A 12046-nucleotide genomic window follows, 5' to 3' on the forward strand; every position below is an offset into this window, starting at 1 on the left:
TTCTGTTTTCACCGGAATGGAAGCGCCGTCGGTGTGCTTGTTCCCCGGACCGGATGGAGCCTTCAGGCCCCGAAGTTGCCCTTCGATCACGCCCCTTACCTCGTGGCAGGTGGGGGCGTGTCCTTTGTTCCCCGCACGCGCCCGGTACACTGCGCCCCATGACCGCCGAACGACAGGGACAGGACCTGGATCGCCTGAGCATCACCACCATGCGCACGCTCGCCATCGACGCGGTGCAGGCGGCCAACAGCGGCCACCCCGGCGCCCCCCTCGGCGCCTCCCCGATGGCCTACGTGCTGTGGCAGCGTTTCCTGCGCCACAACCCGCAGAACCCCGAGTGGGCCGGACGCGACCGCTTCGTGCTGTCGGCGGGGCACGCCTCCATGCTGATCTACTCGCTGCTGCACCTCACCGGGTACGACATGCCGCTCGACGACATCCTGCGCTTCCGGCAGTGGGGCAGCAAGACGCCCGGCCACCCCGAGTTCTTTCACACCCCCGGCCTCGACGCGACCACCGGGCCGCTGGGACAGGGCGCGGCGATGACGGTGGGCATGGCGATGGCCGAGGCGCACCTCGCCGCCCGCTACAACCGCCCCCAGTTCCCGATCTTCGACAACCACGTCTATTCCATCCTGGGTGACGGCGACCTTCAGGAAGGCATCAACCACGAGGCCGCCGCGCTCGCCGGGCACCTCAAGCTCGGCAAGCTGATCTGGCTCCACGACGACAACGCGGTGCAGCTCGACACCGCCACCGAGAAGGCCGAGTCCGAAGACACCGCCGCCCGTTTCCGCGCCTACGGCTGGCAGGTGCTGCGCGTGGAGGACGGCGAGAACCTCGCTGAGATCGAGGCCGCCATCCAGCAGGCCCGCGAGCACACGGACCAGCCTACCCTGATCCAAGTGCGCACCGTGATCGGCTTCGGTAGCCCCCGGGCGGGCACCAGCAAGGCGCACGGCGAGCCGCTGGGCGAGGAGGGCGTGGCCGCGACCAAGCAGGCGCTGGGCTGGAACTTCCCGCCCTTCACCGTGCTGGACGAGGTCAAGGCCCACATGGACGCCAGGGGGCGCGGCGCCGCGCAGGAGGCAGAGTGGCAGGCCCTCCTCGACCGCTACGGGCAGGAATACCCCGACCTCGCCGCCGAGGTGATGGGCCTGCTCAGGCGGGACCTGCCGGAGAACCTCGCGGACGCGCTCCCCACCTACGAACCCGGCAGCAAGGCCGTCGCCACCCGCAACGCCAGCGGCGAGGTCATCAACGCGCTGGCAAAGGTGGTTCCGGGCCTGATGGGCGGGAGCGCGGACCTTTCCGGCAGCACCAAGACCACCATCAAGGACGGCGGCGAATTCCTGCCGGGTCATTACGAGGGCCGCAACGTCTACTTCGGCGTGCGCGAGTTCGGCATGGCCGCCGCCGCCAACGGCCTCGCGCTGTACGGCGGGCCGCGTCCCCTCGTGGGCACCTTCCTGGTGTTCGCGGATTACCTCAAGCCCGCCTTCCGCCTCTCCGCGATCCAGATGCAGCCCGTGACCTACGTGCTGACCCACGACTCCATCGGTCTGGGGGAAGACGGCCCCACCCACCAGCCTATCGAGCAACTCGCCATGCTGCGGGCCGTCCCCGGCGCCCACGTCATCCGCCCCGCCGACGCCAACGAGACGGCGACCGCGTGGCAGATGGCGCTGGAGTACGGCAAGGGGCCGACCGCGCTGGCCCTCTCGCGCCAGGACCTCCCCATCCTGCCCGCCAACCCGGAAGGCGTGAAAAAGGGCGCCTACGTGGTCCGCGACGCTGAGAACGCGGCAGTGGTGCTGATCGCCTCCGGCTCCGAGGTCAGCCTCGCGCTGGACGCGGCGGAGGCGCTGGGGTCGGAGGGGACGCAGGCCCGCGTCGTCTCAATGCCCTGCATGGAAATCTTCCGCGAGCAGGAGCGCGGGTACCGCGACTCGGTGCTAACCCCCGGTGTACCCCGCGTTGCCATCGAAGCCGCAAGCAAGTCGCCCTGGTACGAGTGGGTGGGCTCTGAGGGGGCCGTGATCGGCATGGACACTTTCGGGGCCTCGGCGCCCGCCAAGGTGCTGTTCGAGAAGTTCGGCTTCAGCGTGGAGAACGTGGTGAAGACGGTCAGGGACGTGTTAGCCCGCTAACCCCCCGACAGCCTTCGGCGTCCGCTTCCTGCCCAGGAGGCGGGCGCTTTGGCGTTCAGTCGCGGGCGTGGTCGCGGCGGTACTCGTCGAGGACCATCCGCAGCAGTTCGGTGCGGCTGGCGCGGGGAAACTGGCGCTGCCGGGCGATCACCGCCCGCTCGATGGCGGCACGGTTGCCCAGCGTCATGCCCAGCAGTTGCCGCAACAGGGCGTCCTCGGCTCCCCGACCACGGGCAGCCGAAAAGGTTCCGCCCCGCCGCGTGAGCAGCAGCACCCCCGCCCCCGCGAGCGAGATCACGATCAGCACCAGCGCCGTGGTCATGCGGCGAGTCTAGAGCGGACGCGTCCTTCACGCCTCCTCAAGCTTGTGAGCTGGGGCGGGGAGGGCGGGGAAAGGGGATGGAAAAGTCAGGCCATGACCGACCACGACAAGAATCCGGCCAAGGTCCAGCCCGAAACCGCCTCCACCGAGGACTACCCGCAGGAAACGCCCGTCGAGACGCAGGGCACCCAGCCCGGCAGCGAGGCCGAGATGGAGGTCCAGCCGATCACCATTCGCGAGGACTACCGGGGCAGCGGCAAGCTGGAAGGCAAGGTCGCCCTGATCACCGGCGGCGACAGCGGCATCGGGCGGGCGGTGGCCGTCCACTTCGCCCGCGAGGGAGCCGACGTGGCGATCCTGTACCTCGACGAACACCAAGACGCGCAGGACACCGTGGCGATGGTGGAGGCCGAGGGCCGCCGGGCACTCGCCATCGCGGGCGACATCGGCGACGTGGCCTTTGCCCGGCAGGCGGTCGAGCAGACGCTGGGGCAGTTCGGCAAGCTCGACATTCTGGTGAACAACGCCGCCGAACAGCACGAGCAGAAAGAACTCACCGACATCACCCCCGAGCAACTGGAGCGCACCTTCCGCACCAACATCTTCGGGATGTTCTACCTGACCCAGGCCGCGCTGCCGCACCTTGGAGAGGGCGCGTCCATCATCAACACGACCAGCATCACCGCCTACAAGGGCAGCCCCGAGCTGATGGACTACGCCTCGACCAAGGGAGCCATCGTGGCTTTTACCCGCAGCCTCAGCCAGAACCTCGCGGAAAAGAAGATTCGCGTGAACGCCGTGGCCCCCGGCCCGATCTGGACGCCCCTGATTCCCGCCACCATCAGCGAGGACAAGCTGGCGAGCGACTGGGGTGAGACTCCGCTGGGCCGCCCCGGCCAGCCCGCCGAGGTCGCGCCCGCCTACGTGTTCCTGGCGTCGGACGATTCCTCGTACTTCTCCGGGCAGGTGCTGCACCCCAACGGCGGCACGGTGGTCGGCGGGTAGGGGCCAGGGGAAAAAAGGGAAGGGGGAAGGGCGCTGAAGCGAAAGCCGCAGCGCCCTTCCCCCCTTCCCCCTCCCTCAAGCCTCCGTGCCCAGATTCTCCCGCGCCCACTCGTAGAACTCGGGCTGGTAGAACTCCAGCCGCACTTTCTTGTACTCCTTGGTGAAGCAAAAAGGTCCGCTGAAAAACTCCCACTGGTACGGCAAAACTCTGACCCCGTACTCCGGCAGAAGTATACCAGAGAGCACAAGTCACGGGAAAACACCCCCCATTTGTGCCCCCACCGTCAGAGACCCCTTGGTAGGCTGGCCGCAGTGAACACGCTCTACTACGGGGACAACCTAGAGGTGCTGGCAGAGCATTTCCCAGACGAGTCGGTAGACCTCATCTACCTTGACCCCCCCTTCAACTCAAAAGTTGACTACAACGTCATTTTCCGAGAGCACAATAAGGATGACGGGGCGACGGCTCAGATTCTTGCCTTTGAGGACACATGGCATTGGACCTTGGAGTCTGAACATGCCCTAGACCGCATCATGGCCAAGAACGGCAAGCTGGCTGAGCTTCTGTATCTCATTGTCGGAACACTTCAGAAAAATGACCTCTCCGCTTACCTCGTCTCAATGGCGGAGCGCCTGAACGAGCTTAGGCGAGTTTTGAAGCCTTCTGGGAGTTTGTATCTCCATTGTGACCCTGTGGCGAGCCATTACCTCAAGATGGTTCTGGACATTCTGTTCGGGGCTGCCAACTTCAGGAATGAAATCATCTGGAAGAGGACGAGTGCCCATAGTGGTTCAAAACGATGGGGAGACGTGCATGACACCATCCTCTTCTACGGTGCCTCAAAGCAGGCTGTGTGGAATCCGGTCTACCAAAAATTTGATGAATCCTACGTCAACAGCAAGTATAAAAATGCTGACGCCAAGGGCAGGTTTCAGCTTGACAACCTGACGGCGGCTGGCATACGGCAGGGAGACTCTGGGGCACCGTGGAAAGGTGTGGACCCGACCGCAAAGGGTAGACATTGGGCAGTAAGCCGAGAGGTGATGAAAGGGCTTGTGGGAGAGGAAACAGCCACCTCCATGAGTACGCAGGCGAAGCTAGACCTCCTAGATAGTCACGGTTACATCTACTGGCCAACGAAAGGCAGAGGTGGACAACCGGGCTTTCCCAGATTTCGCCGCTACCTTGCGGAAGGTGTGCCTGTTCAAGATGTAATTACTGACATTCCCCCAGTCAATTCCCAGGCCGCAGAGCGGCTAGGCTATCCCACCCAAAAGCCTGTCGCCTTACTTGAGCGCATCATCTCAGTCTCTTCCAATCCGGGCGACGTGGTACTTGACCCCTTTTGTGGCTGTGGAACCGCCGTAGCTGCCGCTCAGAAGCTTGGGAGGCAGTGGCGGGGCATAGACATTACCCATCTCTCTGTCGCCCTCATGACGGCCCGCCTAGAGCGTGACTTTGGCCTCAAGCCCGGAAAAGACTTTCAGGTTGAGGGGACCCCTCGGGATGTGGGAGCCGCCCGTTACCTCTTTGAGCGTGACCCGTTCCAGTTTCAGTTTTGGATTGTGGGGCTTGCTGGGGCACAACCCTACGGAGCCACGGCCAGCAACAAGAAGGGGAAGAAGGGCGGGGACACGGGGATTGACGGCCAGATGTTTTTCCGTACTCCAGCCGGGGAGAAGCTGGAAAAAGTCATCGTGAGCGTCAAGGGCGGCAAGAATCTTAACCCCGCCATGGTGCGTGATCTCGTGGGCACAGTCCAGCGGGAGAGTGCCGCCATCGGCGTATTCATCACCATAGACGAGCCGACTAAAGGCATGAAGGATGAGGCAGCCAAGGCCGGAACGTACAAGTATGGAGCCAAGAGCTACCCCAAAATTCAGTTGCTCACGGTGCAAGAAATCCTAGAGGGCAAGCGCCCTGAGATTCCCCACGGCTCTGCCAACATGAGCTTTGAACGCCAAGAGGTGAAAACCCTTCAACGCCAAACGAAGAAGGGCAACGCTCCCTCTCTGTTTGGCGATGACTGAGCACTAAACCTCTAAGTTGCTGGCATGGCTGGATTGACCCTCAAGCTGAGCGGGTGCCCCTGCTTGAGCTTCTAAAGGGCATCCATGAGTCACTATGGGCGACTCCGCAAAAGTCGCCCGCTCTACTTCCATGTCACCTTCAAACCTGTCCAACGGTTCCCCATACTCTTCTAAAAACTGCTTTATTTTTCCCATAAATCTCCAATTCAGTCGGGACATGATTAGCTGTATAAACTTGTGCCCCTAGAACAGATATTAGCGCAGTTTGATGAGAATCCTGTGAAATCAGGGGAATTAATGAGAAGAATATACGTTATTTGCGTAATCGTGGAAATGTCGTTCTGCGCAGATAGGGATGATGAGGACTAGTTTTCCGGCTCACTGACGGAATGCTTGACCTACGTCCTCATGGTTCTAACTTAACTGTCTGCTAAACTGCATTTATGCAAGTAGAAGTCAAGGCGTGAGCACCAGTCTTATGCTTCTCGGTCTGTGGTAATTCCTTATATGCCTCTAGTCTGAGCAAATTACTGTCTGCGAGCTTAAGCAAGTCGGCTAAGCGGAATTTACACGCCCCAAATCTTAGAAATATACCTCTGTGTTTCTTGACCACCATCTTTGAGATAGTCAAGCAACAGTGGTAACCTTTGTATATAGCTTTCTTAGAGAAAGCAATAGAGGTTAACATGGACGAAAGATATATTTCAGTGGCGGAGTTTGCAGAGAAATTTAACGTCTCCACTACGCTCGTATACAGACTTATTAAAGACGGTGTGATTAATGCTGTGAGAATAGGGGATAGGAATTACCGCATAAGCCCCGAAGCAGTGAGGACTATTGTTGAAAGGAGATTAATAGGCTAGAGAAAATGGAAAAGGAGGGGCGGCAACCCCTCCTCTAGTTGAACTTAGTTATGGATAGAGTATACTATAAAAATACAAACAGTTCAATAAAACTCCCGCAAAGAGAGAAAAGGCTGATTCTAGCCAGGGATTACAAGGATAGTAATACCTATGTAGATACATCCACAGGCGAGATTAAACAGGGCTATCCACCTATCGCTTATGACAATAGGGAAGCTAAGGCCGCAGCTAAGGAGAGAAATCTTAACTCCTATGCTCACAGGCTCAAAAGTGTTCTGGGAGATGATGCCTACTTCTACACTCTTCCACTAAGCGACCTGTATCCCTCTTGGGGAGCTTATGATGCCATTTTTAACCCTGATACGGTTGGCAAGGTGAAGAAGCGTCTCGGTAGAATTGTTAATGGTCCTTACACTGCTGGCCTAGAGCTATCTGCTTACACTGGAGCACACGCCCACATTATCTCGGGTAGGCAGGTAGGTACTCCTCTCAAAGCAGAGACGCTGGTCTATGACTACTTTGGTCTGGTGCGCTATATGTCCAAGAGCGTCATCAACCCCAAGGATAGAAGTATTAATTCGGAAGAGTACGATGTGATGGTCGGTACTTACCTAGAGTGGAAGGGTATGATGGGGAAGAAATACCTTCCTAGACGCTCTTGGACTCGGTTGAAATGCTAGTGTTTGTTATGACATACATTGAGGTTGTCCACCCGCACACCTAATTTTTAGAGTTGGAATCAAGGAGACTTTTAGAATGGAAATTACGAAAAACAAGGTAAAAACAGACAAGAATGGTAAGCCCGTTAAACAAGAGGTAACGTATAGCGACCCCTACGAAGAGTACAAAGCCACTTATCAGAGGCGAGGAAATCACTCTGTCATGACACAGCTAGAGCACAAGAAGAAGTAAGGGCGGATTTGACCGCCCTTTTTTCATCCTGCCAATTTGGTTAGCACCCTGCTGACCTGTACAGGCCCCCATTGGGTACCGGAGCGAGTGCTGTGGCCCTCAGCATTCAGGCGGGCCGCAATCTCCCGGAGAGACAAGCCGCTCTCCCTCATAAGCTGGATATACCCGTAGTTCCGCCTGTAAGCGTCTTTGAAGCGTTTGCTGACCTCTTCCCGGCCCTTGACCCTCACCTCTTCCACCATGGGCTTAGGAGAGCCGAGACGGACGCCACGGGCCTTGGCTGCTTTGAGAGCTTCCTTGGTGCGGGTGCTAATCGCCCTGGCCTCATGTTCTGCCATGACCGCAAGAAGCTGAATGGTGAGGTTATTGGCCTCTGGCATATCAACAGCGGTGAATCGCACCCCGGATTCCAGCAACCCGGACACGAAATGAAGATTGCGGGAGAGCCTGTCCAGCTTGGCGATAAGGAGAATGGCTCCTTCCCGCTGAGCATGTTCAATCGCCTTAAAAATCTCGGTGCGGCGCTTCTTGCTGGTACCCGTCTCCACCTCGGTGTACTCCGCCACCGTCTCTAACCCACGCTGCTTCACAAAGGCCGTTACTGCTGCTGCCTGAGCTTCTAGCCCCAAGCCACTCTGAGCTTGCTTCTCCCTGCTCACTCGGTAGTAGATGACGGCCTTTGAGGTCATGGGCGAAGTGTAACACAATGGATACGGTCGTATCTAAACTGTTACAAAGTATTTTGACTTTAAATCTACAAACCCCGCCTTAAGTCGGCGGGGTTTGTAAGAGATCCTGTTTTGAAGACACTAACTGAAAGTTGGGTCATCCCTTAGTTTAGTCAAGGCCGCATAGGAGGGTTGGGTATTTTTAGAACTGTTCCAAGACCTTCGCATACATAAGCGGACTTTCCCAGATCCCTAATAATCATAGTCATGGCTTGCTCTCTGGCTACGCCATTGTAAGGGCGATGCGCTATAAACACATGCACTTTTGAGCCATTTAAAAAATAATACCCATTATCTAATGGCACGAGTGGACTACCATCTGTAAACTTGTTCCATAAGAAATTTACCAATGTATTTATATCACGATAGTCCCTCCCCTTCTTCCACTCCCAGGGTAGGTATCTAGTCCCAGCAGGGTCCTCCCACTTAAAGGTCCAGTCCTTTGTGCCATAGCTACTCCACATCTGCACCACATCTTTGTTGCTGAGGCTCATAGCTTTATCACACCAAGCTATTGAAGAGGTGGTCGCTCCAGGCCCTGCAAAGGCCGTTGTTGTTTGAAACGACAACAAAGTAGCTATTAAAAAGCAATATTTCATTCTCATAACTAATATTAAGGTGACCAAATCGAAAAGCAAGCAGGAATGTTGTACCCCCTAATGGGGGGATAAGATCTATTCCAATGCCTTGTGTTCCTAACCAGGGAGAACGATTCTACTCATGGGGGAAAACCGCTCGTTAGCTTCCTGCAACCCCTCAGGCGTCCAATGGATGTACTTGGCCGTCGTTTCCAGCCGCTTGTGTCCCAACTGGCGCATGAGACTGAACACCTCACCCCCTGCCCGGAGGTAGGCGCAACTGTAGGAGTGGCGGAGACGGTGCGCCCGAACATCCCAGCCAATCCCGGAACGCTGGGAAATCCTGAGGATGAGTTGGCTGATTTGGCGGGCACTCATGGGCTTGCGGGAGATGGTCAGGAAAAGGGCTTGGCTACTGCCCTTCCTCTCATGGGTAACGTACCTCTTAAGTATCCGGAGGGTTTTCCGGCCCACCGTGACAAACCGGACGCCCACCTTGCCGTCTTCCACCTTCACCACGCCCATCTCCCAATCCACAGAGGAGACCTTGAGGGAGGCGACCTCTCCCGCCCTGAGTCCGGTATCAAACATCAGGACAAGAAGGGCAACGTTACGGGTTTTGCAGCGGGCAGCACCATCAACCCCTTTGGCCCCCTCAAGCATCTTTGCCATTTCATCCGGGTTGAGTACTCGTTTGGGTTCAATCCTGACCTTGGGGCGGGCCTTGCCCTGAAATGGATTCTTCTGTAGCTCTCCCACGGCCTCTAGCCAGTTGCAGAAGCAGCGCAGAGCCGCATGTTGAGAGGCGAGGGTGGCGGGCTTCACGTCACGGTCTAAGGCTCGGTTGACGGTAAGGGGCGTCAGGCGAGACACCTCCTCCTCTAGCCACGGCTTAAGCAGGCGCTTGAGGGTGTCTAGGTAGTACGTGATGGTTTTGGGGCGGCTGCCCCGGCTCTTATGCTCCCGTGCGAACTCCTGAATGGCCTCTGAAATGAGCATGACCCTAGCTCCTTGTGGAGTACAAGACTAGGGTCAGAATCTTGCTGAATTTTGGGGAGCTTCTGCGAGTGCTCTACTCAGGGATTTGCTGTGCTAGACGCACCCAAATGAGTTTGTTCCCACTCGTAGAACTCGGGCTGGTAGAACTCCAGCCGCACTTTCTTGTACTCCTTGGTCGAGTACAGGATGGCGTGGTCGATGCCGGGAGCGACCTCCTGCTCGATGGCCGCGATCTTGCCGAACGCTTCCTCCTTGGAGCGGCCGTGGACCATCGTGAAGATGGTGTAGGGCCACTCGGGGTAGGTCGGGCGCAGGTAGCAGTGGCTGACGGCCTTGAACTCGGCCATCTGGCGGCCCACCTCGGCCACGCGCTCCTGCGGCACGGCCCACACACCCATCGCGTTGAAGGTAAAGCCCGCCTTCTGGTGCCGGAACACGGCCGAGACGCGCCGCAGCGCCCCCGCGTCCTTCATCTTCTGCGCGTGGGCGGCGAGTTCGTCGATGGTCAGCCCCAGCGCGGCGCAGGTGCCTTCGTAGGGTTCCTCGGTGATCGGCAGGTCCTTCTGGAACTCCAGCACGAAGGCGCGGTCGAGGGCCGTGACCTCGTAGCCGACGTTGCGCTGCTCGGCGGTGTACTGGGGCTTCGCCTTGGCGTTCCAGTCCTCCTTGCCGGTCATGTCGAATTCCACACCGATCTTGAAGAGGTGCAGGGTGGGCATCAGCCGGGTGACCCTGGCGCCGCTCAGCTCGTGCAGCTTCTGCACGTGCGACTCGAGGTCGCTCTCGGGCGGCACGGCGATGGTGTACCAGAGGTTGAAGCTGTGGTTGCGCTTGTAGTTGTGGCTGACGCCGGGATGCCCATTGACGATCTCCGCGCCCGCGTCGAGCTGATCCTCGTCGTGGACGGCGGCGACGAGGCTGGACTTGTAGCCCAGGGTCCGGGTGTCGAAGATCGCGCTGACCTGCCGCAGCACGCCTTCCGCCTTGACCTCGCGCAGGATGTCCAGCGCTTCCTGCTCGGTCAGCCCGACTTCCTCGGCGATCAATCGGTAGGGCCGCTGCACGATGGGGATGTCCTTCTGGATGCGGTTGAGCAGTTGCTCGCGCGGCGTGACCGTGGGGGTCGCCGGGGCGGGCGCGGGGGCGGGAGCCGTCATGCCCTCCAGGGTACGGCTCCGCGCGGCGGCGAACGTCCCCGAACGATCGGTCAGGGAAGAGAAGCGGCCAGCTTCCAGCCTGGCGCCGCTGGCTGGTGACGGGGGCACGTCGGGGAAGAGGCTGATTGTGCGTCTTTGCCGTTGGGCCGTGGCGGGAAGCTGGCTGCTGGCCACCCCCGATAGGCCACAATGCAGGGCATGGTCACAGCAATCGTGATGGTGCAGGCCGACCGCCAGCGCATTCAGGAAACCGCCGAGGCCCTCGCGGGGGTGCCCGGCGTGCGCGAGGTGTACTCGGTGACAGGCGAGTGGGACATCGTGGTGGTGCTGAAACTGGAGCGCTACGAGGACCTCGACGACGTGGTGACCGGCCACCTGCGCCGGGTCGAGGGCATCGCCCGCACCCAAACCATGCTGGCCTTCCGCACCTACAGCGAGGCGCTGCTCGACCAGGGCTTCGGCGTCGGGCTGGACGAAGGCGAGCAGTTTTCCTGAAGCGCGGGAACGCCTCTGGATGGGGTGACCCTGCAGACCGAAGTTCAGGAGAGAAGCGCACGAGGCCGAAAACCAAGAAACCGGGCTTTTGCCTGCCACCTCTGCCTCCGGTGCTTCCTTCCCCCGCGCTTCCAGAAAGGTTATGGGGCAGTTTCTTTTGGAAGCGAGCGGTTGAACGGCGGCGAACGCAGACCCAAAAAGGGGCGGCGTCCATTCGCCATGAAACAGCGCTCCTCTTTACAGGTTGCCTCCCAGAAACCCATACTCGGTCCAGGAGGGCACCGTGGCCTACAAGAAACTCAGCGAGCAGGTTCAGGAACTCAGCAATCCCCAGCGCAGCGACCTCTTTGTCAAGCAATTCCGCGAAGCCGTCCGTGAAGGCAAGTTCGATGCCACCTTTCTGACCGAGCGCTTCACCATGCCCAAGACCTTTTCTCGCCGTGGCGCGGAAGGCACCTATCAGCGGGATACCCGCGACATGCTCTTTGACGTGACGCCTGACTTCGAGGCGTGGTTCGAAGAGACCAATGAAGCGCTGGCCAATACCCGCCGCACCGGGAATGTGAAACCCACCGCCGAGAACATCTCGGCCGGACTGGTGGATTTCAAGGCGCTGGCGGAAGAAACCCGCCGCAAGATGCAGGCGAGCTACGAAAAGGGCCAGGCCCTGGGCAAGAGCCGGAGCCGGACCTCGTCGGGCGGGAGCGGGAGCAAGGCGCGGGGCCGCAGCAAGAAGTAAGGCGCGGGAAAGCCGCGCGGGGCGGGAAGGGGCACCCCGGCCTCTCCCGCCCCGCTCCCCGTATGCT

General features: G+C 59.4%; 12 protein-coding genes. 7 read left to right on the plus strand and 5 right to left on the minus strand.

From position 1 onward, the window contains the following. The first annotated feature begins 158 nt into the window (after positions 1 to 158). Positions 159 to 2150 carry a transketolase gene (gene tkt / locus L1280_RS12215; protein WP_253582574.1) on the plus strand — a complete coding sequence of 664 codons (1992 nt, stop codon included), beginning with the start codon at positions 159 to 161 and terminating at the stop codon, positions 2148 to 2150. A gap of 55 nt (positions 2151 to 2205) precedes the next feature. On the opposite strand, the gene L1280_RS12220 is transcribed toward tkt, so the two are convergent. Continuing rightward, positions 2206 to 2472, minus strand: a complete 267-nt coding sequence (locus tag L1280_RS12220) for a hypothetical protein (RefSeq protein WP_253582575.1) — start codon at positions 2470 to 2472, stop codon at positions 2206 to 2208. 93 nt (positions 2473 to 2565) lie between these two features. Between L1280_RS12220 and L1280_RS12225 the strand changes: the two genes are divergently transcribed. Continuing rightward, positions 2566 to 3477, plus strand: a complete 912-nt coding sequence (locus tag L1280_RS12225; protein WP_253582576.1) for an SDR family oxidoreductase — start codon at positions 2566 to 2568, stop codon at positions 3475 to 3477. A gap of 75 nt (positions 3478 to 3552) precedes the next feature. On the opposite strand, the gene L1280_RS15715 is transcribed toward L1280_RS12225, so the two are convergent. Continuing rightward, positions 3553 to 3681, minus strand: a complete 129-nt coding sequence (locus L1280_RS15715) for a hypothetical protein (protein WP_256488254.1) — start codon at positions 3679 to 3681, stop codon at positions 3553 to 3555. 108 nt (positions 3682 to 3789) lie between these two features. Here L1280_RS15715 and L1280_RS12230 point away from each other — a divergent pair, with 108 nt between their 5' ends. The 3 genes from L1280_RS12230 (at position 3790) to L1280_RS12235 (ending at position 7051) form a co-directional block, all read left to right on the plus strand. Further along, positions 3790 to 5508 carry a DNA methyltransferase gene (locus L1280_RS12230; RefSeq protein WP_253582577.1) on the plus strand — a complete coding sequence of 573 codons (1719 nt, stop codon included), beginning with the start codon at positions 3790 to 3792 and terminating at the stop codon, positions 5506 to 5508. 686 nt (positions 5509 to 6194) lie between these two features. After that, positions 6195 to 6371, plus strand: a complete 177-nt coding sequence (locus L1280_RS15850; protein WP_371922915.1) for a helix-turn-helix domain-containing protein — start codon at positions 6195 to 6197, stop codon at positions 6369 to 6371. A 50-nt stretch (positions 6372 to 6421) separates the two neighbouring features. After that, complete coding sequence (locus L1280_RS12235; RefSeq protein WP_253582578.1) at positions 6422 to 7051, plus strand: hypothetical protein; 630 nt, start codon at positions 6422 to 6424, stop codon at positions 7049 to 7051. 255 nt (positions 7052 to 7306) lie between these two features. Here L1280_RS12235 and L1280_RS12240 read toward each other — a convergent pair whose 3' ends face one another. The 3 genes from L1280_RS12240 to L1280_RS12250 all read right to left on the minus strand — a co-directional run bounded on the left by L1280_RS12240 (position 7307) and on the right by L1280_RS12250 (position 10745). After that, the gene (locus tag L1280_RS12240) at positions 7307 to 7972 is read right to left on the minus strand and encodes a recombinase family protein (protein ID WP_253582579.1); all 666 of its coding nucleotides are present in this window, start codon (positions 7970 to 7972) and stop codon (positions 7307 to 7309) included. 734 nt (positions 7973 to 8706) lie between these two features. Then, positions 8707 to 9588, minus strand: coding sequence for a tyrosine-type recombinase/integrase (locus L1280_RS12245; RefSeq protein WP_253582580.1), 882 nt, complete (start codon positions 9586 to 9588; stop codon positions 8707 to 8709). Between the two features lie 77 nt (positions 9589 to 9665). After that, positions 9666 to 10745 carry an Lrp/AsnC family transcriptional regulator gene (locus L1280_RS12250; protein ID WP_253582581.1) on the minus strand — a complete coding sequence of 360 codons (1080 nt, stop codon included), beginning with the start codon at positions 10743 to 10745 and terminating at the stop codon, positions 9666 to 9668. A gap of 198 nt (positions 10746 to 10943) precedes the next feature. Between L1280_RS12250 and L1280_RS12255 the strand changes: the two genes are divergently transcribed. Both L1280_RS12255 and L1280_RS12260 read left to right on the plus strand, forming a co-directional pair. Continuing rightward, positions 10944 to 11240 carry an Lrp/AsnC family transcriptional regulator gene (locus tag L1280_RS12255; protein ID WP_253582582.1) on the plus strand — a complete coding sequence of 99 codons (297 nt, stop codon included), beginning with the start codon at positions 10944 to 10946 and terminating at the stop codon, positions 11238 to 11240. A gap of 283 nt (positions 11241 to 11523) precedes the next feature. Beyond that, a complete protein-coding gene (locus tag L1280_RS12260) occupies positions 11524 to 11979 on the plus strand; it encodes a hypothetical protein (protein WP_253582583.1) in 456 nt (151 codons plus the stop codon). Positions 11980 to 12046 lie beyond the last annotated feature (67 nt).

The organism is Deinococcus sp. HSC-46F16, from assembly GCF_024171495.1.
GTDB lineage: Bacteria > Deinococcota > Deinococci > Deinococcales > Deinococcaceae > Deinococcus.